Source organism: Alloalcanivorax sp. (assembly GCF_964221125.1).
GTDB classification, from domain to species: Bacteria; Pseudomonadota; Gammaproteobacteria; order Pseudomonadales; family Alcanivoracaceae; genus Alloalcanivorax; species Alloalcanivorax venustensis.
In genome coordinates this window covers 24,093-50,063 of sequence record NZ_CAXPXK010000057.1, presented here as the reverse complement: position 1 = coordinate 50,063, position 25,971 = coordinate 24,093, and the positions used below count along the sequence as shown (strand labels likewise).

The window sequence follows — 25,971 nt, the reverse complement described above, 5'->3', positions numbered from 1 at the left end:
CCATGGCTGAAGAAAGCACTCGCCTGCGTCTGCGGCAACTGACCCTGGAAGACTACCCGGCGCTGGCCCGGTTGATGGATCAGGTGTACCACGACATCGGCGGTGCCTGGCCCGAGGAAACCATTGCCACCCTGATCCGGTTGTTCCCGGAAGGGCAGTTGGTGATCGAGGACAACGGCACGCTGATCGCCACGGCGTTGACGGTAAAGGTGAGCTACGACCGGTTCTCCAACCCGCACCGCTACGAAGACCTGATCACCGACGACAAGGTGCGCTCGCACAGCCGCAAGGGCGATGCGCTGTACGGCCTGGACGTGTTCGTCGACCCGGAGTACCGGGGTTACCGCCTGGGCCGGCGGCTCTATGAGGCGCGCAAGGATCTGTGCCGGGAAGAAAACCTGCGGGCGATTCTGGCCGGCGGCCGTCTGCCCGGCTACACCAACTACGCGGACAAGATGACGGTGACCGAGTACATCGCCGAAGTGGAAGCCCGCACCATTTACGATCCGATTCTGACCTTCCAGCTCTCCAACGGTTTCGACGTCAAGCGCCTGCTGGTGAAGTACCTGCCCGAGGACGAAAGCTCGCGCGGCTACGCCACCCTGCTGGAGTGGGACAATATCCTCTATCAGCCGGAGGACGACGGCGACTGGCCGCGCCGCTCGGTGGTGCGCCTGGGCGTGGTGCAGCGCCGCATGCGCAGCGCGCGCTCGGTGGAAGACCTGCTCAGCCAGGTGGAGTTCTTCATCGATTCGCTGTCCGATTACCGGGCCGATTTCGCCGTGTTGCCGGAATTCTTCAGCGCGCCGCTGATGGGCCTCAAAACCGACCTCAATTCCGTGGAAGCGGTGCGATACCTGGCCAGCTTCACCGAGGAAATCCGCGACGCCATGGCGGACATGGCGGTGAGCTACAACATCAACATCATCGGCGGCTCCATGCCGCTGGAAGAGGACGGGCGCATTTATAACGTCGCCTATCTGATGCGCCGCGACGGCTCGGTGGAGCAGCAGAAGAAGATTCACATCACCCCCCACGAGCGCAAGGACTGGGCGATCCAGGGCGGTGACGGCCTGCGTATTTTCGACACCGACGCCGGCCGCATCGGCATTCTGATCTGCTACGACGTGGAATTCCCGGAGCTGGGCCGGCTGCTCGCCGAGCAGGGCATGGAGATTCTGTTCGTGCCGTTCTGGACCGACACCAAGAACGGCTATCTGCGGGTGCGTCATTGCGCCCAGGCGCGGGCGATCGAAAACGAATGCTACGTGGCGATTTCCGGCAGCGTCGGCAACCTGCCGCGCGTCGACAACGTGGACATTCAGTACGCCCAGTCCGCGGTGTTCTCGCCCAGTGATTTTTACTTCCCCCACGACGGCACCATCAGCGAGTCGGTGCCCAACACCGAGATGCTGCTGTTCGCCGACATCGACCTGGAAAAGCTCAAGCTGCTGCACAGCGAAGGCTCGGTCACCAATATCCGTGACCGCCGCAAGGACCTGTACAGCCTGGTCTGGAAGGGCAAGGAAGAGCTCGACCCCTGAGTTCCGGGGCGGCGCGTGTCAGCGCCGCTCGCGGAAGGTTTGCACCACCTGTTCCGCCAGCGCCTCGGCGGCGGGGCCGGAGCCGTCGCGGCGTACCAGCGCGATCTGGTAATCACCCAGGGCGGGCAGGCCGTTTTCCGGGCCCAGCACGCGCAGCGGTGGCTGCACCAGGCTGGCGGGGAAGGGCGCCACCGCCAGGTCGGCCAGCATGGCCGCCTCCTGGCCGGCGCAGTGTTCGCTGTTGTAGGCCACCCGGTAGCTGATTTCCGCCTTATCCAGCGCGCCCAGCGCCATTTCCCGCCAGGCACAGCCGTGGTTGGCCAATGACAGCGGCAGCGGCGAGCGCTGCACCGCCACGCCGCCGTCGCGGCCGGCCCAGACCAGCGGCTCGGTGTGCACCACCTCGCCGCGTTTGGCGCTCAGGTCGCTGTGGCCCAGCGTCACCAGCGCCAGATCCAGCTCGCCGTCGTCCAGCCGTTTCAGCAGGTCGACGCTGCGCCCGGCGTTGACGTTCACCTGCACCGCCGGGTGCGAGCGCGCGAAGCGGGTCAGCACCTGGGGCAGCACCCGGGTGCCCACATCGTCCGGCGTGCCCAGGCGCACGCTGCCTTCCAGGGACGGCGCCAGAAACCGGCCCACCGCTTCCTCGTTGAGCTTGAGCAGCCGGCGCCCGTAGCCGAGCAGCACTTCGCCCTCCGGCGTCAGGGACACCCGGCGCGCCTCGCGTATGAACAGGCTCTGGCCCAGGGTCTCCTCCAGGCGTTTGATCTGCATGCTCAACGCCGAAGGGGTGCGGAACACCTGGTGGGCGGCGCGGGTGAAGCTGCCGTTCTCGGCGATGGCCACGAAGGTACGCAGGGTGTCGGTGTCGAGAAGGGGCAGCGAGGCGTTCTCCGGCCGGGCCTTGGCGACGGTCATGGCGGGCTCTCCGATCGTTCAATATTTCTGAACGGGTAATGTAATTCTTTTCGTTGGAGTTAACAATGTGAAGCCTGCATGCTTTCTCCCATAGGCCGGGGCGGTGCCCGGTCGGCGACCTTTCAAGGAGAGCGTTATGAAGGAGAGAGCGATGAAACAGAAGCAAGGAATCCAACGCGGCTACCCGGATCCGCAGCTGTACATGCCGGCGATGCCGCCGCTGGGCCTGCTCAACGCCTTTGAGCGCCGCGTCCAGAAATGGTGGCGGCAGCGCGCCGAGCGTCGTCAGGCGGCCGCACTGCGCCGGTCGCGCCCGACCGGCCAGCATTAGGCGACTTGTGGGAGCTTGCTTGCAAGCGAAAGGCCGGCAAAGCCGGCCGGCGGGATTCCAGAGAGCTTAGACGGTGGGTCCATAAAGGCCTCTGGTATCCCGCCGGGAGCTTCGCTCCCTTTCGCGGGCGGGGCCCGCTCCCACAAGATGCTCCCACCAGGCCTGCTTGCACAGCCCCGTTCCCACAAAAAAGGCGCCGTTAAGGCGCCTTTCTTGTTGCGATTGAGCCCGCCGAATTACATGTTCGGGTAATTCGGGCCGCCGGTGCCTTCCGGCGCCACCCAGTGGATGTTCTGGGTGGGGTCCTTGATGTCGCAGGTCTTGCAGTGCACACAGTTCTGCGCGTTGATCTGGAAGCGCTTGTCACCGGTGCTTTCGTCCTCGACCACTTCGTACACGCCCGCCGGGCAGTAGCGCTGCGCCGGTTCGTCGTACTTGGGCAGGTTGTACTCGATCGGCACGCTGGGGTCCTTCAGCGTCAGGTGGCAGGGCTGATCTTCTTCATGGTTGGTGTTGGACAGGAACACCGAATCCAGTTTGTTGAAGGTCAGTTTGCCGTCCGGCTTGGGATAGCTGATTTTCTTGCACTGATCCGCCGGCTTCAGGGTGTCGTGGTCCGGGGTGGTGTCCCGCATCGTGAACGGCATCTTGCCGTTGAGGATGTTGAGGTCCACGAACGCGAAGGCGGAACCCAGCAGGTTGCCGAACTTGTGCTGGGCCGGGCCGAAGTTGCGCTGCGTGTGCAGCTCTTCGAACACCCAGCTGCTCTCGAACTGGCTCTTGTACTCGGTCAGCTCGTCGCTGCCACGGCCGTCCTTGATGGCCTTGGAAATCACTTCCGCGGCGATCATGCCGGACTTCATGGCGGTGTGGTTACCCTTGATCTTGGCGAAGTTCAGGGTGCCGGCGTCACAGCCCACCAGCAGACCGCCCGGGAAGGTCATCTTCGGCAGGGACTGCAGGCCGCCCTTGGCGATGGCCCGGGCGCCGTAGCTGACGCGCTTGCCGCCTTCCAGGAATTTTTTGATTTCCGGGTGGGTTTTCCAGCGCTGCATTTCATCGAAGGGTGAAACGTGCGGGTTGGAATAACCCAGGTCGGTGATCAGACCCAGGGTCACCTGGTTGTCTTCCATGTGGTACAGGAAGCCACCGCCGTGGGAACCGGATTCGCTCAGCGGCCAGCCGGCGGTGTGCACCACCAGGCCCTGCTGATGCTTGGCCGGATCGATTTCCCACAGTTCCTTGATGCCCAGACCGTAGTGCTGGGGATCGACGCCTTCGCGCAGGTTGAATTTTTCCATCAACCCTTTGCCCAGGTGGCCGCGGCAGCCTTCGGAGAACACGGTGTACTTGGCGTGCAGCTCCATGCCGGGGGTGTAGCTGGGCTTCTTCTCGCCGTTGTGGTCGATGCCGGAATCGCCGGTGGCGATGCCTTTCACCGAGCCGTCCTCGTTATAAAGCACTTCGGTGGCGGCGAAGCCGGGGAACACTTCGATACCGAGGCCTTCCGCCTGTTCGGCGAGCCAGCGGCACAGGTTGCCCAGGGAAATAACGTAGTTGCCCTCGTTGTGCATGGTCTTGGGCACGAACGGGTTGGGCACCTTGGAGCCTTTCTCGGCGCCAGTGAAGTAGAAGATTTCGTCGCCGCCGACTTCGGTGTTCAGCGGGGCGCCGAGTTCTTTCCAGTTGGGGAACAGCTCGTTAAGCGCGCGCGGCTCGAATACCGCGCCGGAGAGGATATGGGCGCCTACTTCAGAGCCTTTCTCCACCACCACGACGCTGAGTTCCTGACCGCTTTCCTGGGCGATTTGACCCAGGCGGCATGCGGTTGCCAGACCGGACGGACCGGCGCCGACGATGACGACGTCGACTTCCATAGATTCGCGTTCCACAGCCTGTCTCCTAGCTTTCGGTTCTCTTGGGGTGGCGCGGAGTATAAAGGCATCCTCCATATCGCACCACTTTTCGGAATCGACTTTCACGCCGATTCAAACACTTGTTTGGATTATCCCTTGCCAGGTGGTTGATTTACAAGGATATCGGCGACCGGCGGGTCATGAAACAACGACACAATTGGCAGCAAAATCATCCGCTTACCCGACTTCGGCCTATTGACCTGCCGGGGGGCAGCGTTCAAGATACCGGCTCTCGCGCGGGGCCCCGGCGTTCGGCGTCGTCTCGCCTCTTTCATCGTTTCCGTCCTTATTAAGTACTGGTGAAAGCGAGTATTCGGGCGGGTTGCCACAAGGCACGGTGGGCTTCCAAACCCTGCTTTGTGGCAGCCCCCGGACGGAAGCGACTTCAGTCACCAAGTGGAAGATTCCGAGGATCCTATGAAGGTTCTTGTACCCATCAAGCGAGTCATTGACTACAACGTTAAGGTTCGCGTGAAGGCGGACAACTCTGGCGTTGATCTCGCCAATGTGAAAATGGCCATGAACCCCTTCTGCGAAATCGCCGTGGAAGAAGCGGTACGCCTGAAAGAAAAAGGCGTCGTGACCGAAATCGTCGCTGTCAGCATCGGCCCCAAAGCCGCTCAGGAACAGCTGCGCACCGCCATGGCGCTGGGCGCCGACCGGTCCATCCTGGTGGAAACCGATGAAGAGATTCAGCCGCTGGGCATCGCCAAGGCGCTGAAAGCCATCGTTGAAGAGGAAAAGCCGGAAATGGTGATCCTCGGCAAACAGGCCATCGACGATGACAACAACCAGACCGGCCAGATGCTGGCTGCTCTGACCGGCATGCCCCAGGGCACGTTCGCCTCTGAAGTGAACGTGGAAGAAGGCAAGGTCAAGGTGACCCGTGAAATCGACGGCGGCCTGCAGACCGTGGAACTGAAACTGCCGGCGGTGGTGACCACCGACCTGCGTCTCAACGAGCCGCGCTACGCTTCCCTGCCCAACATCATGAAAGCCAAGAAGAAGCCGCTGGACGTTAAAACCCCGGCTGATCTGGGCGTTGATATGACCCCCCGCGTGACCATCGAGAAGGTGGAAACACCGGCCGAGCGCAAGGCGGGCGTTATGGTGGGCTCCGTGGACGAGCTGGTCGAGAAACTGAAGAACGAAGCGAAGGTGATCTGATGAGTGTTTTAGTTTACGCCGAACACGACAACGCCACGCTCAACAAGGTTACTTTGAGCGTTCTCGCCGCCGCCAAGGAAATCGGCGGTGACATCACCGTGCTGGTCGCCGGCAAAGGCTGCGGCGCCGTGGCCGAGGAAGCCGCCAAGGCGGAAGGCGTGAGCAAGGTACTGTGCGCCGACAACGACGCCTACGAGCATCAGCTGGCCGAGAACATCGCCGAGCTGGTCGCCGAAGTGGGCGCCGATTACAAGCACATCCTGGCCGCCGCCACCACCACCGGCAAGAACTTCGCGCCGCGTGTGGCCGCGCTGCTGGACGTCGCCCAGATCTCCGAGATCTCCGACGTGGTTGACGGCGACACCTTCCGTCGTCCGATCTACGCCGGTAACGCCATCGCCACCGTCAAGTGCGCCGACGAGAAGAAAGTGATCACCGTGCGTGGCACTTCCTTCGACGGCGTGGCGGCGGAAGGCGGCTCCGCGTCCGTGGAAAACCTGGACGTGGTGAAAGACAGCGGCCTGTCCAGCTTCGTCAGCGAAGAGCTGGCCAAGTCCGACCGTCCCGAGCTGACCAGTGCCGACATCGTGATTTCCGGTGGCCGCGGCATGGGCAACGGCGACAACTTCGAGATTCTGTACAAGGTGGCCGACAAGCTGGGCGCCGCCGTCGGTGCGTCCCGCGCCGCCGTGGACGCCGGCTTCGTACCCAACGACATGCAGGTGGGTCAGACCGGTAAGATCGTCGCACCCCAGCTGTACATGGCGGTGGGCATCTCCGGTGCGATTCAGCACCTGGCCGGCATGAAGGACTCCAAAGTGATCGTTGCCATCAACAAGGACGAGGAAGCCCCGATTTTCCAGGTGGCGGACTACGGCCTGGTGGCGGATCTCTTCGAGGCCGTTCCGGAGCTCGACAGCAAGCTCTGATCCGATGTGACATCGGTATCAAGAAAAAGCCCGGCCTTCGCGCCGGGCTTTTTTTATGCCCGAAATTTGTGGAGGTGGGGGCGGGCTGTGGGAGCGGGCCCCGCCCGCGAAAGGGTGGCTTCCAGCCACCCGGCAAAGGTTGCCCCGCAGGATTCCAGAGACGTTGTTGGTGCTGCCGTTAGACAGACCTCTGGGATCCTGCCGGGAGCTTCGCTCCCTTTCGCGGGCTGGGCCCGCTCCTACAAGGCGCCTTCCAGAGTTATGTCACTCGTTCCGCGAGATCCAGGGCGGCGGTAAGCCCCGGCGATTCAATGCCGAGCAGGTTAATCAAGCCTTCAATACCGTGCTCGCCCTGGCCCTGGATCAGAAAGTCCCGGTAGGGCGCGCCGTTCAGCCACAGCTTGGGGCGCACGCCGGCGTAGTCCGGCTGCAGCGCGCCCGCCGGCAGGCCCGGCCAGTAGCGCCGCACCGCCTGCTCGAAGCTTTCCCGTCGGCTTTCGTCCACCCGGTAGTCCGGCCGGTCCACCCACTCCACGTCGGGCCCGAAACGGGCGCCGCCGGCCAGATCCAGAGTCAGGTGGACACCCAGGCCGTCGGCGTCGGGCAGGGGATAGATCAGCCGCTCGGCGGGCTGTTTGCCGCGCAGCTTGAAGTAGTGCCCCTTGGCGAAGCGCTGTTCCGGCCGGTGCTTTTCCGGCAACCCGTCCATCAGGCCGGTGAGAGGCACCGCGCCGAGGCCGGCGGCGTTGATCAGGCGCTCCGCGCGCAGCTGGAAAGGCTGGTCCGGGCCTTCCACGGTGAGGGTGAAACGCCCCGGCCGGCAGTCGATATGCGTCACCCGGTGACGCAGGGCGATCACCGCGCCGTGGTTTTCCGCTTCCGCGGCCAGACTGGCCATCAGGCCGTGGCTGTCGACGATGCCGCTGGTGGCGCTCTCCAGCGCCTGCTCCGCGCGCAGCCAGGGCGCCTCCCGGCGCAGCCGCTCGCGGCTCACCAGGCTGAGCCCCTCGGCGCCGGCGGCGCGGGCGTTGGCGTGCAAGTCCTCGAGAGCTCCCGTCTGGCCGGGGCTGGCCACCACCCATTTGCCGCAGCGGCGGTGGGCGATGCCCCGGGCGGCGCAGTACTCGTAGAGCAGCGCCTTGCCGCGCAGGCAGGTTTCCGCTTTCAGCGAGCCGGGCGGGTAGTAGAGCCCGCCGTGGATCACTTCGCTATTGCGCGAGGAAAGATGCTCGCCGATGTGGGCTTCCGCCTCCAGAACGACCACCGCCTGGCCGGCCCGGGCCAGGCGCCGGGCCACCGCCAGACCGATGACGCCGGCGCCGATCACCACGCAGCCGGTTTCTTCCAGCGGCAAGGACATGGCCTGGCCTTACTGTGCCCCTTCCGGTTCAACGTCTCCGGAGGCCGCTTTCTCGCCTTTGCCATCGTTCACCGCGTTGTCGTAGAACAGATAGCGGGAGGTCTCGTACGTGCCCCGGGCCAGATCGAACAGCTTCTGGAAGGTTTCCGGGTCGTCGCCGGCCCGGTCCTGCTCAGGCTCGTCGCTGTATAGCTCGTGCAGGGTGGCCGCTTCGCCGTCGTGGTTGAGGCGCGCCAGGTGCTCGCGGGTGACCATGCCGATCTGCGGCGCCGGGCCCTCGCGCAGTACCACGAAGGCGCTGCGTTCGCCCTCCGGGGCCGGCATCTGGATGTCCCGGCCCAGGGTGGTGTTGCGGTATTCCATGCCCAGCATGCCGGCCAGGGTCGGCATCACGTCCACCAGGCTGACCACGTCTTTCACATGGCGCGGCTCCAGCAGGCCGGGGGCGTACAGCATGTGCGGCACATGGTGGCTTTCCAGGCCCAGTTGTTCCTGGAAGGGCGGCATGTGCGAGAGGGTGGTGATGCGATTGTTGTGGTCGCCGAAGAACACGAAGATGGTGTTATCGAAGTAATCGCTTTCCCGGGCCATGTCCATGTAGCGGCCCACGTTGTAGTCGAGCAGCCGCACCGCGTTGTACTGGGCGGTATTGCGGAAGCCGTTGGCGTTGAGTTCCTGTTCCGGCGGCGAACGGGTTTCGAAGTCGTCGTTGTTCTCCGGAATGGTGAAGGGACGGTGGTTGCCGGCGGTCTGGATAAAGGCGAAGAACGGCTGGTCCGACGGCAGGGCCTCCAGAATCCGGTGGGATTCCTTGAACAGGTTCAGGTCGGAGATGCCCCAGACGTCCACGTTGGGCGACTGCCAGTCGCCTTCCTCGTAGAGCTCCAGGCCGTCGATGCTGCGCGTGAGCACCGCCTCCAGGTTGGCCCAGCCGGCGTTGCCGCCCACCATGTACAGCTTCCGGTAGCCCTCCAGCTGGTTGACGATGTTGCGCTGGTGGCCGATCAGCGGGTTACGGCTGGCGGTCTCCTCCGGCGCCACGTCGGGGATGCCGGTGAGAAACGCCCAGATGCTTTTCGCGGTGCCGGTGACCGGCACGTAGAAGTGCTCGAAGAACCAGCCTTCGCGGGCGATGCGGTCGAGATTGGGGGTGGGGTCGAACGGTGTGCCGTAGGCGCCCACGCGGCTGGCGCCCAGCGATTCCAGCATCACCACCACGATGTTCGGCGGCCGGTCCACGTCCAGCCGGTGCGGCTGGACCGACACGTTGCGCTCGAAATTCAGCGGCTCCCGGGCCTGCTCCGGCAGCGCCAGGAAGTCCGCCATCAGCGGGTAGTATTTCTCCACCGCCTCGCGGTCGAAGGGCTCGCTGCTGAGCAGGGTGGTGTCGTAGAGGAACAGCACCGGGTTGAGCCCCAGGGCCGCCACCGCGTTGTTGCCGGAGGCGAAGGCGTCACTCCAGCGCAGCGGCACCGGGTTTTCCAGGTTGATGTCGGAGACCCGGCCGAGCAGGCCGAACACCAGCGCGAGGAATACCACCACGCCGCCGATCCACTTGCTGCCGGTGCCCATGGGCATCGGCGCGCGCAGCAGGAAACGGCGCGCCAGCGCCCGGAAGATCAGCGCCATCACCGCGGTCACGGCCAGCCAGCCCAGGGTGATCCACACCACCGGATAGCTTTCCCAGACCATGCGGGTGGAGATCGCGGTGTCTTCCAGGAAGCGGAAGGCGGTCACGTTCAGCCGGTCGCCCAGGTAGACGTAATGGCCGAAGTCGAGGATGTAGGTGAGCACCACGACCAGCACCGCCAGGGTGATGTACACCAGCCCCAGCACCCGCACCGGGGCCGAGCGCACCAGATTAAAGCGCGGCAGCCAGGCCAGCACCGCCAGGGGCAGCACCATCAGCAACGCCAGCCGCAGATCGAAGCGCAGCCCCACGCCCAGGGCATGGTAAAGGTCGCCGGAATCCGCCTGCACGGTGTCGCCCACTTCGGAGAAGAACGCGAAGAACACCGCTCTCATAACCACGAACAGTGCGAACAGCGCCACCACGCTGGATGCCAGAAAACGAAGCCGGCGTGACTTCCACCACCCCATGTATGCCTCCGGGTCAGGTTGATAGGAAATTCAGGCGGCCTATGCTACCGATACAGGGTCCGCAGTGCATGCGGTATTGGAGACCCCTTCTTATGGTGGCAACTGAATCCCGGAACGGCGTCACGGTGGTGACGCTGAAGCCTCACCTCTCCGCCGACTGGCCCCAGGTGAAACGCTTTATCGCGCTGATCGCGGTGGTGGTGTTCACGGTGGCGGCGGCCTGGACCCTGGCCGGCATCTGGCTGGCGCTGCCGTTCGCGTTCATCGAGGTGGGGCTGATCGGCTATCTGCTCTACCGGGTCTGTTTCCGCCTGTCCTACCTGCACCAGCGCATCGCCGTGGAGCGGGGCAGGGTGGTGCTGCACGAGGGCGTGCGCGGCCCGGACCGGGAGTGGATTCTGGCGCGCCCGGCGGCGCACCTGCACGTGGTGCTGCCGGTTAAGGAGGTGGACATGATCGGCCTGCATCTGTGCGACGACGACACCCGCCTGGAGCTGGGCGCCTTTCTCAACGGCGACGGCCGCGAACAGGCCCGCCAGGCGCTGCGCGACGCCGGCCTGGTGGAAACCTCGGACCGCTGGTGGGTGCAGGGCTGAGCCCCGACGCCAACCCCAACAGGAGACTGTAATGAAGTACATCTTCGAAGTACGCATGAAGGACGGCTACACCGTGGAGGAATACGCCCAGGGCTGGATCGAGGCCAGCGAGATCATCCAGCAGACGCCGGGCGCCCGCGGCACCTACCTGCACCGCAAGATCGGCGAGCCGGACACCCTGCTGGCCATCGCCCATTGGGACTCCAAGGCGCACCGGGACGCCAAGGACGACAGCCGCAGCGCCAAGGTCAAAGCGATTCTGGAAAAACACGCCCGCACCTGCGAGATCACCCCGCTGGGCGAATTCGAAGAGCCGGAATGGGAAGTGCACCCCGATGGAGGTGACGGTGAGCGCTAGACGGTCGGTGTGGGGCAGGGCGGCGCTGCTGGCCGCGCTGATCGGTCTGGCCGGTTGCGACTATTCCGACGCGCCTCAGGCGGCGCCGCTGCGAATGCTCGCCGAACAGCCGGCCGACTATGACGGCGAACTGGTGACCACCGCCGGCACCGTGCGCCATTTCCAGGACCCGCTGCACTACTGGATCGAGGACGACGACCTGAACCGGGTGGCCCTGAAGCCGGTGGAAAACGTGGAAGCCCATCTCGGCAAGCGGGTACGCGTCACCGGCGTTTTCCACTACCAGGAAAACGCCGGCCGCGAAATCGAGCTGGAGTCGATCCGGGAAGAACCCTGATCAGCCCTCGATCTGGAACTTCAGGCCGGCGTTGTCCACCAGCCGCTTGATCAGCTTGTCACCGAACGCCGGCGCCGTGGTCCAGATGCCGCCGGCGGTATCGTCGGCGTCTTGCACCAGGCACAGGGCGCTCTCGGCGATCATCCGCGAGGTGGAGCCGTAGCCCGGGTCACGGTTGCCGGACACGCTGGCCTTCAACTGCCGGCCGTCGGCGGTCTCGCCGATGAACAGCACGTCGTAGAAGCCGTTTTCGCGCTCTTCCTTGCTCGGGCCTTCGCCGGGCTTGGGCGCGTCCTTACCGGACAGGGAGCGGTCGTTGGTCACCGCCTCGGCGGTGGCCTTGCCCTTCTCGCCGGGGCCGGTGAGGATCATCTCGTCGTACACGAACTGATCGCCGTAGGCGTGGCCCAGCAACTGGTTGGAGCGGTGCACGTTACGGGTGTTGATGGTCGCCATCACGAACGGCGCCAGCCAAGTGTGCAGCTCGTCGTCGTAGACCGGCTCCCTCGGCTCCGGCTGTTCCGGACCCTTGAAGCCCGGCGTCAGGGAAAACGGGTCGGTGAGCAGCTGGTAGATCTTCGGGTCCTTCTTGGCGGCCACCAGGGTCGCCTGCAGGCTGGCGGCGGTACCGCCGGAGAAGGTGCCCTTCATCTTGCGCACCCGGCCCTTCACGCGGGGCAGGTAGGCGCCCAGGTTCTCTTTGGCGTACTGCTGCAGGAAGTACACGCCCATATCGAACGGGATCGAATCAAACCCGCAGGAAAACACGATCCGCGCGCCGCTCGCCTTGGCGGCCTCGCCGTGAGCGTCGATCATCTGGCGCATCCACGCCGGCTCGCCGCACAGATCCACATAGTCCGTGCCGGTCTTGGCGCAGGCCGCCACCAGCGGCTCGCCGTACAGCTGGTACGGCCCCACCGTGGTCAGCACCACGCGGGTGCGCTTCGCCAGCGCCTCCAGGGTCTCCGGCTTGTCGGCGTCGGCGGTGATCAGCGGCACCGAATCCGGCACGCCGATTTCCTCGCGCACCGCCTTCAGTTTCTCCTCGCTGCGGCCGGCCATGGCCCACTTCACGTCGCCATCGGCGCCGTACTGCTGATGCAGATACTCCGCCACCAGCCGGCCCGTGAAGCCGCTGGCGCCGTACACCACGATGTCGAACTCTCTCCCGTTGCTCATAATCGGCAATCCGTTCTGTTGCGAATGATGCGCCTACTATAGACCCCGTGCCGCGCCCCTGGGCAGGGTGGGGAACGGCCTTTTTATGGGCAAGAGAGTCATGGCGCGGCGTGTACTCTTATCCCCAGGTTGGGGGGTGCGCCGCGGACCGCCGATGTTTAGGATAATTCCGGATCACTGATAAGGGGAATAAGGTGGCCGGCGAACCGGACCTGACAAAGGTGCTCGATAGCATATATTTCGCGCCGCATGGAGGAAGCGGATGGTGCGACTGCCTGAACCTGATTTGTGAGCTTGTGCGCGGTGATGCTGCACGGCTTCTGAGAATAGACAAGCAAACCGAACAAGTGGTCGCCGAGCTTCCGGGCCAGAATCTGGCCGGGCAAGCAGGTGATTCGGATTTTCAGGGTGCAAATAGTGGCGCACTCCATGGCCGTTTCGTCGCGGATGGCCTGGTGGTCGAGCTGAAGGTTCAACGTGTCGGCGAAGGCGATCCCTTCACTCCACGGGACCGGAGCGTTCTTGATGAACTGATGCCACATATCGCCCGTGCGTTACGACAGGACGGCGCTTCCAGATTACTGATGGACCGGCACGCCGCCGTGAGCAGGCCCAACCAGGGCGCTCTGTTACTGCTCAATGTCCAACAGGAAGTCGTGTTTGTTTCTACCCGGGCCAAGGACTGGCTCTCGCAAACGAGCCGCATGACATTAAGAGACAACCATTTGTATCTATCCGGTTATAAGAAGCAAACGGAATTCTCGGATCTGGTTCGTTACTGTATGGGTCAAAGAGGCTCCGGAATGATGGCACTGCCGGAAAAGACCGGTGTCGTGCGTTTGCTGGTCAGTTTCGAGGAAGCCGGAATTGATGGGATTTTCGAGTCGAATGGTCTGATTGCTGTTTTTATTCTGGCTATCGATAGTGAAGACATAGACGACGAGGGCGCCATTGCTCGTTGGTTGGGACTAACGGAACAAGAAGCACGCATTGCGACACGGATTGCTCAAGGGGGCCGTCCGGCGGACATTGCCGCTGCATTGGGTGTGTCTTTGCATACCGTTCGTCACCATCTTAAAAACATCTACCGCAAGACCGGTACTCACTCTCAATCGCAACTTACCGCCATGGTGCTGAATCTGCCGCTTTGAAGGTGACAATATAAACGGCTTCTGGTTATTTGTTCTCTGGGGAGATGATAACCAATGAGGGTTCAGGGAGGGATAATGAACAATACGCGCGGGCTTTTGGCGTCGGAGCGCTTGCTGGATCAACTTTACTTCGCGCCTTACGAGGCGTCCGGCTGGCACGGGTTCCTTAAAGAAATGGTTCGCCAGTCGGGTAGCCGGTCGGCCCGACTATTGGTAATGAATCAACAAGCGGATCAGGTGTATTCAGGTGTTCAGGTCAACACTGACGATAAGGCCCATAAAGCCTTTGTGGATCACTTCGTCAATTTGTGTCCCTGGCGCCCGGGGCTGGCCCATCTGCCGCCGGGTAAGTTCTATTCTTCTTACCTGGACGGCATCTGCGACCAGAAAACCTTCTACTGTTCCGAATTTTTTAACGACTGGGCCAAAGAGCTTGATATTCACCATGGCGCCAGCGGCACGGTCTGGCAGTTCGAGGGCCAGACTATTCAGATGTTTTTTCAGCGGACAGGCGGTCAGGGCCATTTCAGACGTTATGAAACCGATGCCTTCAATGCTTTGGCACCGCATATTCGCCGTGCTCTTCGACTGGAAGCCATAATCCATCAGCAAAAGCAGAAACAGGGGTATTTGGAGCATGCGGGCCGCTTCAGCGCTTTCATACTGCTTGATGCCAATCAGCGTGCGGTACACGTTTCCGAGGCCGCGTGGCGTCATATCCAAGATAATCCACACGCTCTTCGTCTTGGCAAAAGGGTGTTATTGCAGAACGGCGAGGCACAGCAGAGGCTGGATTTCCTTTTGAAGGCCTCTTTCGCCGGTGGCACGGCGGGCGCGCCGGTGACGGGAGGCGTCATTGCCTTGCCGCGCCCGGAACGGTCGCCATTGTTGCTGCAGGTCGTCCCCTTGCATCCCGATGCCGACAGGCCACTGATGCCGGTACCGGCCCATGCCGCCCTCTATCTGGTGGATGGTGACGCGGAGCCTGAACTCGACACTAAAAAACTGGCGAACCTGCTCGGCCTCACGCAGGCGGAGGCGGAGGTCGCCGCCTTGGTGGCCGGTGGGCAGGCCGCAGCGAAGATCGCGTCTTTCCGTCGGGTGTCGCTGCATACCGTGCGAAGTCAGATCAAGAGCATCTACTTTAAAACGGATGTGTCCAGCCAGGCGCAACTCACCCGATTGGTGAAAGCGTTACCGGCCACCCGCGACCGGCAGGGGCGCTCGAGAACGCCGTTTCTGTCTTGATCGGTGGCAGCCGGTTGTATCCCCCATCTTGGGGATGTGCGCTTCAGTCGCAGATGATTAGCTAGTGCTCTCGAACTTGTTTGATAGTACTGGAGGAATCATGAATACCTTGAAGCTCACTGCATTGGCTTGTGCCGTGGCGTTGACTGGTTGTGGTGGTGGATCTTCGTCGGACGGTGGCTCAGACGCGCCCGCCGAAAATGCAAGAACGGGCGTCTTCACCGATAGCGCGGTGGCGGGAATCAATTACCGGACCTCGCCGGGCAACAGGAGCGGTAGCACCAACGCTCTAGGCGAATACGATTATGTCGACGGCGACACCGTCACCTTTATGATCGGCGGCATTCCCTTGCCTTCGGTACCGGCGACCGGCCGGGTCACTCCCGCCGACATGGCCAGCGACGAACAGCCGGATCAGGTCACCAATATCCTGCGCCTTTTACAGTCGCTGGATCAGGACGGTGATCCGGATAACGGGATTACCATCCCGGGTCAGACCCACACGGACCTGGCAAACGCTCAATTGGATTTGGCTCAGCCAGCCGCCTCGTTCGAGACCGCTTATGATTCCGAAGTAAGGTCGCAAACCAATTCGGATCTGGTCAGTGCCGAGGATGCGGAGACCCATTTCAATGAGTCTCAACAGGCTGACCTGCGTGGCAGCTGGGTATTCGTTGAACCCGCCGGAGAAAGCAGCAACGGAAAAGGGCCCGACGGTGAAGAGATCAACGTTCTCACCTTCATGCACGGCGGCCGTTATATCGTCGCGCACAAATACGGCAATGACGACCAGGGCGCGGCGACCGCCGAATGGGGCTTTTATGACTGGAATCCGCAAAGCGGCGACGTGTCCTTCGAGGTGGTCGGTGATTCCGATGCGTCGGGAGGTATTTGCGGCGACGACACCTTCTGTTCGGATACCCTTGATCTGGTGGGTGATGAGCTGGTTCTCGGTAGCGAGGAGGAGGCCTCCACCACGTTCCAGGCGATCAGAAATGAGGGTAACACCTATGTTGGCGCTTGGTATCTGCCGGAAGACGTGGGTTTTAATGTTCTAACGATCCTGGATGACAGTCATTACGTGGTCGCGCATTCCGATAACCAGGACGTATATACCGGCGACGATCTGACCCCGACATCGTCCGAGTGGGGCACGTATTCCATCACCAATGATCAGTTCCAGGTAAACGGTGTCGAAACCGAAACCGATGGCCCGGGCGGCTTGTACGACGCCAGCAATTCCGGTGCTCCCGGCGCCAACGCCACGGTGGAAGCAACCCCGTATGGCGATCTGGGCATGGCTTTCGACGCGGAGGACGTCATTACCTTCGGGCGGATAGGCCGTTTCAGCGTGGAACTGCGGGATCTTGTCGGCAACCGTAGCGTCGCCGTGGTGGAGCGTTCCGAGCAGGGTTTCGAAGAGGGAATGAGCGCTGATTTCACCATTGAACTGGTCGGTGAGGGAGACAGCGCCGATGTGTCCCTGAACGGTGATGGCAGTGGCACGATGACGTTCTCCCCCGGTACCCAGGATCAAGAGACAAGCACCATCGACGCGCCCTGGACTACCACGGACAGCGGGACCCTGCGCTTCACGGAAAGCCTGGACGATGAGTCCACGGGCTCATGGACGATGGTAAAGGTCAATAACGGTAAGGATGTACTTGTTGATTTTCGTCATGTGGATGGGACCACGGAGAGCCTGCTGGGCTTCTTCATCAGCGATTTTGTTCTTCCCGCTGAACCGGTCAGTTCCGCTCAGTAAGAAAAGACAGGGGAGCGGAAACGCTCCCCTGTCTTTCTGAAATCCCACGACCAACTCGTTAAGAGCCCCACCGCTGTCAGCACCATCCGCCACCAGCTGACCCGTTAAGCTGCTGTCGCGGTACACCACGATGTCGAATTCTCTCCCGTTGCTCATAATCGAAAGTAATCTTAACTGGCCGGATCATTGTCCCCGACGGGGATTTTGATGGTGTTGTTGATGCCCTCTCAACTCATATTGATCTCTCACGCCAAGAAAAAGGCTGCTTGAAGTTTGAAGTCACTCAAAGCGCTGAGCACAACAACACCTTTATTGTGTACGAGATATTTGCCGATAAGGCCGCGTTTCAGCGCCACCAGGAATGTGTCCGTGATTCAGCCAGGGGGGCGGATATCAGCGAACTCAGAGCGGCATTACGAGATAGGAGAAAGAATCATGAAAGTTCACTATTTGGAGATCGTATCCGAGGATGTGGATGCGGTGTGCAAAGCGTATGAGGCTGCTCACGGCGTCAGATTTGGTGATCCGGACGAGCTGCTCGGTGGCGCCAGAACCTGCACCTTGGCCGATGGATCGATTGTCGGCGTGAGAGGGCCGCTGCGAAGCACGGAGGCGCCGGTGGTTCGCCCCTATTGGCTGGTGGAGGATATTGATCAGGCGGTGGCCGACGTTGAGGCCGCGGGGGCCAAGATCGCCATGGCGCCGACGGAAATCCCCCGCAAGGGCAAGTTTGCGATTTATATTCTTGGTGGCAACGACCACGGGCTTTGGCAAGTTTAGGGGCCTCTGGTATCCCGCCGGGTGGCTGGCGCCACCCTTTCGCGAGCGAGCCATTCTCTTTTCGTTATTTGAAGTCTCTTGAGCGGACGATGAGTTCATTGAGGGCGTCGCTGGTGTCGTCGAGGCGGCCGGCCATCAGGTGGACGATACCTTCGGGGCTGATTTCCACGGTGCCGGTGACGGTGACCATCGGGCTTTTCAGCAGCACGGTGCGGAAGCGTTCCTGGATGGCGCTCCAGACCACCACGTTGGTGTTGCCGGTTTCGTCTTCCAGGGTCATGAACAGGGTGCCTTTGGCGGAGCCGGGGCGTTGCCGGTTGGTGACCAGGCCGGCGACGCGCACCACCTGGCCGGGCCGGGCGCGTTTCAGGTCCTTGGCGCGGTAGCCGCGTTTGAAGCGGGGCAGGTGGCGGACCAGGGCCATGGGGTGCTTGCCCAGGCTGACGCCCAGGTGGCGGTAGTCTTCGATCAGGGTGGTGTATTCCGAGGGGGCGTCCAGGTAGACGCCGTCGTGGTCGCCCTGGGGGCCGTCTTCAAGCAGCGGGCGCTGGCCTTCCAGGCCCTGGACGTCCCAGTGGGCCTGGTGGCGGTGGCCGCTGAGGCCGCGCAGGGCGTTGCCGGCCACCAGGGCTTCGCGTTCGCGCTGGCCGAGCCGGGCGCGGCGGCAGAGGTCGCCGACGCCGGTGAAGGGCGCTTCGGCGCGGGCCTGGACCAGGCGCTGCGCGGCCTCCGGGTTGAAGCCTTTGATCTGGCACAAGCCCAGGCGCAGGGCCGGCTGCACGCCGAGCTTCTCGCGCTGCAACTCTTCCAGGCTGTGGTCCCAGTGGCTGTGGCGGGCGTCCACCGGGCGTATTTCGATGCCATGGCGGCGCGCGTCCTGGAGGATCTGCGAGGGCGAGTAGAAGCCCATCGGCAGGCTGTTGAGCAGGCCGCAGTAGAAGGCGCTGGTGTGGTGGCGCTTGAGCCAGGCGGACACGTACACCAGCAGCGCGAAACTGGCGGAGTGGGATTCCGGGAAGCCGTAGCCGCCGAAGCCTTTCATTTGCTCGAACAGGCGGCGTGCGTAGTCGCCGCTGTAGCCGTTGGCGCGCATGCCGTCGATTACCCGGGCTTCGAATTCCATCAGTTCGCCGCTTTTGCCCCAGCGCGCCATGGCGCGGCGCAGGCGGTCGGCTTCGCCGCCGGAAAAGCCCGCCGCCACCATCACCAGCTTGATCACCTGTTCCTGGAAAATGGGCACGCCCAGGGTGCGCTCGAGCACCGCTTTGACCTTGGCGTCCGGGTAGTCGGTTTCTTCCAGGCCGTCCCGGCGGCGCAGGTAGGGGTGCACCATGTCGCCCTGGATCGGGCCGGGGCGCACGATCGCCACTTCCACCACCAGGTCGTAGAACTTGCGCGGCCGCAGGCGCGGCAGCATGTTCATCTGGGCGCGGGATTCCACCTGGAACACGCCCAGGCTGTCGCCCTTGCAGAGCATGTCGTAGGTGGCCTCGTCGCCGGCGGGGATGTCCTGCATGGCCAGGGGTCGGCCCCGGTAGCCCTGCACCATGTCCAGGGTTTTGCGGATCGCGGTGAGCATACCCAGGGCCAGCACGTCCACCTTCATCAGGCCCAGGGATTCCAGGTCGTCCTTGTCCCACTGGATCAGGGTGCGGTCGGGCATCGCCGCGTTTTCCACCGGCACCAGGGTGTGCACCGGGTCGCGGGTGATCACGAAGCCGCCCACGTGCTGGGACAAGTGACGCGGGAAGCCCACCAGCTCCTGCACCAGTTCCCGGTAGTGGCGGCCCAGGGTGGAGCCGCCCAGGCCCACTTCCCGGAACCGTTCCACCAGGGCGTCGGGTTTGTCCCACCAGGCCAGGTTGCTGCTCAGCCGTTCAATGATGTCCATGTCCACGCCCAGGGCGCGGCCCACGTCGCGCACCGCCGAGCGGGTGCGGTAGTGAATCACGGTGGCGGCCAGAGCGGCGCGGTCACGGCCGTATTTGCGGTAGAGGTACTGCATCACCTCTTCGCGCCGTTCGTGCTCGAAATCCACGTCGATGTCCGGCGGTTCGTCCCGCTCCTGGGAGATAAAGCGCTCGAACAGAAGCTGGCTGCGGCCCGGGTCCACCTCGGTGACGCCCAGGCAGTAGCACACCGCGGAGTTGGCCGCCGAGCCGCGCCCCTGGCAGAGGATGCCCTGGCCACGGGCGAAGGCGACGATGTCGTGCACGGTGAGGAAGTAGTGCGCGTAGCCGAGCTGGCGGATCAGCCCCAGCTCCTTGTCCACCAGGGCGCGCACCCGGTCCGGTACGCCGTCCGGGTAGCGGGCTTCGGCGCCCTGGTGGGCGAGGGCGGCGAGATAGTCGTCGGCGTTCTGGCCCGGCGGCACCACTTCTTCCGGGTACTGGTAGCGGATTTCGTCCATTTCGAAGTGGCACTGGTCGGCGATCCAGGCGGCTTCTTCCAGCAGCGCCGGCGGGTAGATCCCGGCCAGCCGGTCCAGGCCGCGCAGGTGGCGCTGGTCGTTCTGGAACCGGCGCCGGCCCAGGTCGCGCACCGTGATGTTCAGGCGCAGGGCGGTGAGCAGCTCCTGCAGGCGCTGGCGCTCCGGCCGGTGGTAGTGGACGTCGTTGGCGGCGGTCATGGCCAGCTCGAAGCGGTCCGCCAGCTGATAGCAGTAGCGGTAGTGCAGGGCGTCGTTGCGGTCCTGGAGCAGCTCGCAGGCCAGCCACAGGCGCTCGCCGAAGTGCGCCTTGAGCAGGGCGGCGTGGTGTTCGTCGCGGTCGTCGCCGGCGGGCAGCCACAGGCACAGGGCGTTGCGGTCGATGCGCGTCAGATCCTGCCAGTGCAGCCGGTAGTGGCCCTTCTCCGCGCGCCGCCGGCCGCGGGTGATCAGCGTGGAAATTTCACCGTAGGCCTGGCGGTCGCGGGCCAGCAGCACCAGGCGCAACTCGCCCCGGTCCTGGTGCAGGCGGAAATGGCTGCCCACGATCAGCCGGAAATCCAGCGTGCGGCCTTCGTCCTCCAGAGCTTTTTTGAGGTTCTCGCGGGCCTGGTAGGCACGCACCACCCCGGCCAGGGAGCCGTCGTCGGTGATCGCCAGGGCCCGGTAGCCCTGGCGCCAGGCCTGCAACACCAGCTCCTCCGGCTGGCTGGCGCCGGTGAGAAAGGTGAAGGCGGAGGTGCAATGCAGTTCCGCGAAGTCCATGTCAGAAAAAGCCCTGCAGCCACCAGCGCGCCTGGTCGTCCTCGAACACCCAGCAGCAGAGCCCGTCCGGGTGGTGGGCGACGCGGTAGCGGCGCGCGGCCAGGTCGTGCCAGGGCTGGCTGAAGCGTTCCTCCTGGGGGAACAGGGTCAGGGGCCGGCCGCGCCAGTGGGGCACCCGGTCGCGCAGGGTCAGCGGCCGGGGCGGGTCGAGCAGCCACAGGGGGCGGTCCTGATCGCGGCTGTCGTCGGCGGCCGGTTTGGGCGCCGACGCCAGCGGCGCGCGGCCCCGTTCGGTTTCCTCCGGCAGATGGCCGTCGCCCCGGTCCGGGCGGTACACGCCCAGCGCCGGTTCGCCGGCGAGCTTTTCCAGCAGGCCGGCCAGCGGCGGGCGGGCGCCGGGGTCCGGGAACAGCTCGGCGAGGCCGGGGTTGCGCGGCCGGGGACGGCCGCCGTCCAGGCCCAGGCCCAGCAGCGGGGCGCTCAGCTCATGGTGGCTCAGGCGCCGCTGGCTGAGGTCCAGCCAGGTGGCGGCGTCGTGGCCCTGCCGGGCGCGCCGTACGATCAGTGTGTCCCGGTGGCCGTTGTTCAGGTACAGATGCCAGCGCAGGGTCACCAGGCTTTCCTGGTGGCGGTTCAGGGTGTCTTCCAGCTTGGCCAGCAGGGTGCCCATCGGGCCGCTGAGCCGGTCCAGATCGTCCAGCGGGTCGTCGAAGTCGAGCCGTTCGCGGAACGGGCGCGGCGGGGAAATCGGTTTGCGCGGGTCCGCCTGCTCGCCGAGCAGACGCTGCAGCCAGTCCAGGAAGTCCACCCCGAAGCGCTTGCCCAGCGCCGCCCGGGGCAGCGGGAACAGCTCGCCCAGGGTGCGGAAACCGGGGGCCTGCAGGCGCCGGCGCAGGCGCTCGTCCAGGTCCAGCTCGGCGAGCGGCAGATCCGCCAGCCAGGCCTGGAAACGCGCCGCTTCCGGGGGCGCGTCCAGGGGCGGCGGGTCGGTGAGGTGCCAGGCGGCCAGCGGCGTGGGGCCGATGCCCAGACGGCTGGTCAGCGGGCAGTGCAGCCGGTAGCGGTCGACGCGGGCGAGCAGCGGTTTAAAACCACCGAACAGCTTCAGGCAGCCGCCCACTTCCAGCAGCACGGTGGCCGGCGGCGCCGGGCACACCTGGGGCGTGAGCGCCAGCAGTTGGCGGGCTTCGCGCAGCAACGCCTGGTGCTGCTGGTCGGCCCGCGCTTCGTGCACTTCCAGTGTCTCGCACAGGGCACGGGCGGTGCCCAGGCGCAGGCCCGCTTCCACGCCGGCGGCGCGGGCCGCCGGGTTGGCCAGCAGCACCCGGTTGGCGCGCACCAGCACGCGCGGCTCCGGGCGCGGGCCGTGCTCCGCCTCCAACGCCAGCAGCGGAAAATGCAGGGCCAGCCACAGCGCGCTCATGGGCGCACCTCCGGGACGACGGGGGCGGGCAGCCGCAACAACGGCGTGCGCAGCGCCGGCTCCGGCGCCGGGCGCCGGGTCAGGGCCGGCAGCTCGCGGCAGGCCGGTGGCCGCCGACGCAGGTGCTCGGGCAGCAGCGGCAAACGGCAGTGCAGCCCGGCCCGGCCGCCGGGCTGCTTGTGCACGGTGACGGTCAGTTCGCCGGGGGCCGGGCAGCTCAGGTCCAGGCGCAGCGGGGCCGGGCTGGGTTGCCGGCCGGCCTGGCGCGGGCGCACCAGTATCAGCAGGCAGCGCCCCTGTTGCGCGCCGAGATGCAGGCGCCGCAGGGTGCCCGCCGGCAACGGCCCGCCCGGGGCCCACAGCAATGCCAGCCGCACGGTGTCGCCGGCGATCGCTTCGAAGCTGGCGCGCAGCAGGGTGGCGCGGTCGTCGCTGCGCAGGATCAGCAGGTCGTCCAGGGGCACCCCGGCCCGGGCCAGCATGGTGGCGGAAGGCCGCATCGGCGGGTTGGCGATCAGGCGGGCGCCGGGGCCGTCGCTGGCCAGCACCGGCAGCAGCAGATGCAGCACCGCCGGGCAGGGCAGGGGGCAGAGCAGCTCCACCAGGCCCTGTTCCGGCCAGCCGCCGCCGGCCAGGATCTGGTCCAGGTCGTTGAAACCGGTGCTTTGCCCCTGGCCGGTACCGGTGCTTTCGCGGCCCCACCAGGTGTCCCTGCGGGCCAGCAATTGTTGCAAGAAATCAGGCGGCATGGGCGGCATGAAGGGAAATCCGGAGTGTTTGAGATACTGTACATAAGAACAGTATCCGTAAGCCGGCGAAGGGTCAATGGGAAAGGCTGTGCTGAGCGGTCAAGCGGCGCTGTCAGGGTAAACATATTGTATTGCCCGGGGCTCTTGAGTAGCTTCAAGGCATCCCCGAGCTCGACGAGATTTCCCGATGTCATCACAACAACAAACAGCGCGCCGATTGTCCTCGGCCTTTCAGCAGGGCGTGACCCGGCGGCGGTTCCTGAAGTGGGGCCTGGTCGGCAGTGCCGGCGTGGCCGCCGCCGCCGCGGGCGGCTTCGCGCTGCTGCGCCTGTCGCCCCTGGACGACCGGCCGAAACCGGACTGGGCCGACGGCCTGAGCCGCCAGGAATACCATCTGTTCGACCGGGCACGGGTGGCGTTGCTGCCCACCGTGGGCACCGATCTCACGCCCAGCGACCAGGTGCCGGTGGTGCGCAATGTGCAGGGCATTCTCGGCTTCATGGACGCGGCCACCCGCAAGGACGTGGCCACCGGCCTGACGCTGTTCGATAACGCCGCGGTGTTTTTCCATGGCAAGCGCTTCGTGGATCTGGACGAGGCCACCGCCCGCGATTATTTCGACGCCTGGAGCCGGGGCAATGTGGTGCAGCGCACCCTGGGCACGGTGATCAAGCAGCTCACCTACACCTCCTACTGGCGCGACGAAAGCACCTGGGGGCCGGTGGAATTCGACGGCCCGGTGTCCGACCGCTGGGGCATCGCCTATCTGGGCAACGCGCCCCTGCCGGATCAACAATCGGAGCAAGCCACTGAGGAGGGCAACGCATGAGCGAAGTGCAATGGCGGTCTTCCGGCTTGCCGGTGACCGAAGCGAAGGACATTAAACAGAGTGCGCTGACCCTGGACGCGGACGTGGTGATCGTCGGCTCCGGCGCCGGCGGCGCGGTGGCCGGCTATGAGCTGGCCCGGCGCGGCAAGAAGGTGGTGATTCTGGAAGCGGGGCCCTATGTCCCCTCGAAGGACTTTACCGAGCGCTTCCCGGAAAGCCTGGAAACCCTGTACCAGGACTACGGCGGCCAGACCAACAAAAGCGGCGACCTGCTGGTGTTGCAGGGTGCCTGCGTGGGCGGCTCCACGGTGGTGAACGGCTGCGTGTGCTTCCGCACCCCGGACTTTATTCTGCAGGACTGGCAGCGGGATTTCGGGCTCAGCGATCTGACCGCCGAAGAGCTGGCGCCGTATTTCGACCGGGTGGAAAAGAACCTCTCCATCGAGGAAAACAAGGAACACGAGATCGCCCGCCACGGCCAGCTGATCCGCGCCGGCGCCAACAAGCTGGGCTGGTCGGTGAAACCGTTCAAACGCAATATTCGTGAATGCGCGCTCACCGGGCACTGCCTGTCCGGCTGCAAGACCGAACGCAAGCAGTCCATGCTGGTCAGCTATCTGCCCTGGGCCACCGCCCACGGCGCCCGCATTTACGCCGACACCCGCGTCACCGAGGTGCTGGCCGACGGCGGCCGGGCGCGCGGTGTCCGTGCCGAGGTCACCGGCCACGACGGCGCCAAGGTGGCGGACATGACGGTTAACGCGGAGCGAGTGATCCTCGCCGCCGGTGCCGTGCAGACGCCCTTGCTGCTGTTGAAGGGCGGCCTGGCCAACCGGTCCGGGCAGGTGGGAAAGAACTTCGCCTGCCACCCGTCGCTGTATGTGTCGGCGCGCTATCCGAAGCCGGTGCACGCCTGGCGCGGCGCCATGCTGGGCGTGTATGTGGACGAGTTTCTGCACCCGGACAAGGGCGGCTTCGTGCTGGAGGACGGCGGCGCCGGCCTGGCGGAGCTGAGCATGACCGCGGAGCCGGGCACCGGCGAGCCGTTCATGCAGTTCATGAAGGACGCCAAGTACCTGGGCGGTCTGGTGACGCTGATCCACGACCACAACGTGGGCACCATCCGCTGGGAGGACGGCCGCAAGGTGATCGACTACCAGCTCGCCAACTCGGATTTCCCGTCCATGAAGCGGGCCCTGAAAGCGGCCGCCAGACTGCACCTGGCCTCCGGCGCCGAGGAAGTCTATGTGCCGTCCAGCGACAAGCGGGTGATTCGTTCCGAAGCGGATATCGACGGCGCCATCGAGGGGCTCGACAACCAGCCCCAGCACCTGCGCATGGTGAGCTATCACCCGCAGGGCAGTTGCCGCATGGGCGCCGACCCGGACACCAGCGTGGTCAACTCGGACGGTGAAACGCATGATGTGAAAGGGCTCTATGTGGCGGACGCCAGCCTGCTGCCCACCTCGATCATCGTGAACCCCCAGGTGACCGTGTACGCCCTGGCCACGCGCATCGCCGAACGCATGGCCTGATTAACGGCCCTGTCTCACCACCACCCGGTGCACGCCACCGGGTATTTTATAGCGGCGGATGTCGCTTTCGCGGGCCATGCAGGCGCCGTGCTCCGGGTTGAGCCGGCACCAGCGCACCTGCCGGCCCAGCGCCAGTGGCACGCTGAAGCGGGTGTTGTAGTTGCCGCCGGCTTGCAGCGCGATCCACAGCTGATTGGGCAGCCACTCGCAGCCGTCCTGGTTGCGGAACATGTCCAGCGGCACCTGGAAACTCAGGCTCTGGCCCTGGCGTTCAGGGCGGAACTGGGTGCCCGCCTGGGTCACCGGGCAGGTGTCTCCCTCGGACCGGTACACCACCTCGATACGCACCTGATCCGCCGGTAACGGCGGGTCGATGCTCAACTGATAGTGGCGGATATCCCGCGGAATCGGGTTGGGCGCCGGCTGGTAATCCCGCTGCGCCACCGACACGCAGCCGCTGAGCAGGAGCAGGGCGCCGAGTACCGCTGACAGCGCTGGCAGGGACCGCGACGGGCCTGGGGCCATGGTGTTCTCCTTGTGGGTCACTGGGGAGTCATTCATTG

23 protein-coding genes are annotated in these 25,971 nt (G+C 64.6%); 14 read left to right on the top strand and 9 right to left on the bottom strand.

All coding sequences use genetic code 11. The features are described 5' to 3' along the window. The first annotated feature begins 2 nt into the window (after positions 1-2). A complete protein-coding gene (locus ACEQZD_RS07250; protein ID WP_142948851.1) occupies positions 3-1,544 on the top strand; it encodes a bifunctional GNAT family N-acetyltransferase/carbon-nitrogen hydrolase family protein in 1,542 nt (513 codons plus the stop codon). A gap of 18 nt (positions 1,545-1,562) precedes the next feature. Here ACEQZD_RS07250 and ACEQZD_RS07245 read toward each other — a convergent pair whose 3' ends face one another. Continuing rightward, entirely contained in the window at positions 1,563-2,462 is a 900-nt protein-coding gene (locus ACEQZD_RS07245; RefSeq protein WP_142948850.1) for a LysR substrate-binding domain-containing protein, read from the bottom strand. A 151-nt stretch (positions 2,463-2,613) separates the two neighbouring features. On the opposite strand from ACEQZD_RS07245, the gene ACEQZD_RS07240 reads away from it, so the two are divergent. Then, the gene (locus tag ACEQZD_RS07240; RefSeq protein ID WP_214011721.1) at positions 2,614-2,793 is read left to right on the top strand and encodes a hypothetical protein; all 180 of its coding nucleotides are present in this window, start codon (positions 2,614-2,616) and stop codon (positions 2,791-2,793) included. Between the two features lie 236 nt (positions 2,794-3,029). Here the strand turns inward: ACEQZD_RS07240 and ACEQZD_RS07235 are convergent, their stop codons facing one another. Beyond that, positions 3,030-4,685 (bottom strand): electron transfer flavoprotein-ubiquinone oxidoreductase, encoded by a 1,656-nt coding sequence (locus ACEQZD_RS07235; RefSeq protein ID WP_142948848.1) that lies wholly within the window; start codon positions 4,683-4,685, stop codon positions 3,030-3,032. Between the two features lie 441 nt (positions 4,686-5,126). Here ACEQZD_RS07235 and ACEQZD_RS07230 point away from each other — a divergent pair, with 441 nt between their 5' ends. Both ACEQZD_RS07230 and ACEQZD_RS07225 read left to right on the top strand, forming a co-directional pair. Further along, positions 5,127-5,876 (top strand): electron transfer flavoprotein subunit beta/FixA family protein, encoded by a 750-nt coding sequence (locus ACEQZD_RS07230; RefSeq protein ID WP_142948847.1) that lies wholly within the window; start codon positions 5,127-5,129, stop codon positions 5,874-5,876. After that, positions 5,876-6,805, top strand: a complete 930-nt coding sequence (locus tag ACEQZD_RS07225; RefSeq protein ID WP_335628946.1) for an FAD-binding protein — start codon at positions 5,876-5,878, stop codon at positions 6,803-6,805. The genes ACEQZD_RS07230 and ACEQZD_RS07225 overlap by 1 nt, the downstream gene beginning before the upstream one ends. Before the next feature lie 259 nt (positions 6,806-7,064). On the opposite strand, the gene ACEQZD_RS07220 is transcribed toward ACEQZD_RS07225, so the two are convergent. Beyond that, positions 7,065-8,165 carry an NAD(P)/FAD-dependent oxidoreductase gene (locus ACEQZD_RS07220; protein WP_370184729.1) on the bottom strand — a complete coding sequence of 367 codons (1,101 nt, stop codon included), beginning with the start codon at positions 8,163-8,165 and terminating at the stop codon, positions 7,065-7,067. Between the two features lie 9 nt (positions 8,166-8,174). Then, the gene (locus tag ACEQZD_RS07215) at positions 8,175-10,265 is read right to left on the bottom strand and encodes an LTA synthase family protein (RefSeq protein ID WP_370184728.1); all 2,091 of its coding nucleotides are present in this window, start codon (positions 10,263-10,265) and stop codon (positions 8,175-8,177) included. A gap of 92 nt (positions 10,266-10,357) precedes the next feature. Between ACEQZD_RS07215 and ACEQZD_RS07210 the strand changes: the two genes are divergently transcribed. From ACEQZD_RS07210 to ACEQZD_RS07200, 3 genes are read left to right on the top strand one after another with little or no spacing between them, the layout of a single operon-like run. Next, entirely contained in the window at positions 10,358-10,861 is a 504-nt protein-coding gene (locus ACEQZD_RS07210; protein ID WP_185956915.1) for a DUF2244 domain-containing protein, read from the top strand. 31 nt (positions 10,862-10,892) lie between these two features. Next, a complete protein-coding gene (locus ACEQZD_RS07205) occupies positions 10,893-11,219 on the top strand; it encodes an antibiotic biosynthesis monooxygenase (RefSeq protein ID WP_194856441.1) in 327 nt (108 codons plus the stop codon). Beyond that, complete coding sequence (locus ACEQZD_RS07200) at positions 11,209-11,556, top strand: hypothetical protein (protein WP_142948842.1); 348 nt, start codon at positions 11,209-11,211, stop codon at positions 11,554-11,556. The genes ACEQZD_RS07205 and ACEQZD_RS07200 overlap by 11 nt, the downstream gene beginning before the upstream one ends. Here ACEQZD_RS07200 and ACEQZD_RS07195 read toward each other — a convergent pair whose 3' ends face one another. Then, positions 11,557-12,735, bottom strand: coding sequence for a saccharopine dehydrogenase NADP-binding domain-containing protein (locus ACEQZD_RS07195; protein ID WP_335628943.1), 1,179 nt, complete (start codon positions 12,733-12,735; stop codon positions 11,557-11,559). It lies immediately after the preceding gene. Between the two features lie 194 nt (positions 12,736-12,929). Here ACEQZD_RS07195 and ACEQZD_RS07190 point away from each other — a divergent pair, with 194 nt between their 5' ends. The 5 genes from ACEQZD_RS07190 (at position 12,930) to ACEQZD_RS07170 (ending at position 17,679) form a co-directional block, all read left to right on the top strand. Continuing rightward, complete coding sequence (locus ACEQZD_RS07190) at positions 12,930-13,886, top strand: helix-turn-helix transcriptional regulator (RefSeq protein WP_142948840.1); 957 nt, start codon at positions 12,930-12,932, stop codon at positions 13,884-13,886. A gap of 75 nt (positions 13,887-13,961) precedes the next feature. After that, the gene (locus ACEQZD_RS07185; RefSeq protein WP_335628942.1) at positions 13,962-15,134 is read left to right on the top strand and encodes a helix-turn-helix transcriptional regulator; all 1,173 of its coding nucleotides are present in this window, start codon (positions 13,962-13,964) and stop codon (positions 15,132-15,134) included. A gap of 100 nt (positions 15,135-15,234) precedes the next feature. Further along, positions 15,235-16,899 (top strand): hypothetical protein, encoded by a 1,665-nt coding sequence (locus tag ACEQZD_RS07180; RefSeq protein ID WP_335628941.1) that lies wholly within the window; start codon positions 15,235-15,237, stop codon positions 16,897-16,899. Positions 16,900-17,066: 167 nt separating this feature from the next. Next, positions 17,067-17,396 carry a putative quinol monooxygenase gene (locus ACEQZD_RS07175; protein WP_335628991.1) on the top strand — a complete coding sequence of 110 codons (330 nt, stop codon included), beginning with the start codon at positions 17,067-17,069 and terminating at the stop codon, positions 17,394-17,396. Continuing rightward, positions 17,335-17,679: a hydroxylase gene (locus tag ACEQZD_RS07170; RefSeq protein ID WP_335628940.1), complete on the top strand. Its 345-nt coding sequence runs from the start codon at positions 17,335-17,337 to the stop codon at positions 17,677-17,679. Before ACEQZD_RS07175 ends, ACEQZD_RS07170 begins: the two co-directional genes overlap by 62 nt. Before the next feature lie 64 nt (positions 17,680-17,743). Here ACEQZD_RS07170 and ACEQZD_RS07165 read toward each other — a convergent pair whose 3' ends face one another. From ACEQZD_RS07165 to ACEQZD_RS07155, 3 genes are read right to left on the bottom strand one after another with little or no spacing between them, the layout of a single operon-like run. Further along, on the bottom strand, positions 17,744-20,872 hold the full coding sequence (locus ACEQZD_RS07165) for an error-prone DNA polymerase (RefSeq protein ID WP_370184727.1): 3,129 nt from the start codon (positions 20,870-20,872) through the stop codon (positions 17,744-17,746). 1 nt (position 20,873) lies between these two features. After that, the gene (locus ACEQZD_RS07160; RefSeq protein ID WP_370184726.1) at positions 20,874-22,295 is read right to left on the bottom strand and encodes a DNA polymerase Y family protein; all 1,422 of its coding nucleotides are present in this window, start codon (positions 22,293-22,295) and stop codon (positions 20,874-20,876) included. Then, a complete protein-coding gene (locus ACEQZD_RS07155) occupies positions 22,292-23,053 on the bottom strand; it encodes a hypothetical protein (protein ID WP_370184725.1) in 762 nt (253 codons plus the stop codon). The genes ACEQZD_RS07160 and ACEQZD_RS07155 overlap by 4 nt, the downstream gene beginning before the upstream one ends. Before the next feature lie 178 nt (positions 23,054-23,231). Between ACEQZD_RS07155 and ACEQZD_RS07150 the strand changes: the two genes are divergently transcribed. Together ACEQZD_RS07150 and ACEQZD_RS07145 are read left to right on the top strand one after the other, a co-directional pair. Next, a complete protein-coding gene (locus ACEQZD_RS07150; protein ID WP_142948835.1) occupies positions 23,232-23,873 on the top strand; it encodes a hypothetical protein in 642 nt (213 codons plus the stop codon). Next, positions 23,870-25,408, top strand: a complete 1,539-nt coding sequence (locus ACEQZD_RS07145; RefSeq protein ID WP_370184724.1) for a GMC family oxidoreductase N-terminal domain-containing protein — start codon at positions 23,870-23,872, stop codon at positions 25,406-25,408. The genes ACEQZD_RS07150 and ACEQZD_RS07145 overlap by 4 nt, the downstream gene beginning before the upstream one ends. Here the strand turns inward: ACEQZD_RS07145 and ACEQZD_RS07140 are convergent, their stop codons facing one another. Beyond that, positions 25,409-25,933, bottom strand: a complete 525-nt coding sequence (locus ACEQZD_RS07140; RefSeq protein ID WP_142948833.1) for a hypothetical protein — start codon at positions 25,931-25,933, stop codon at positions 25,409-25,411. Positions 25,934-25,971 lie beyond the last annotated feature (38 nt).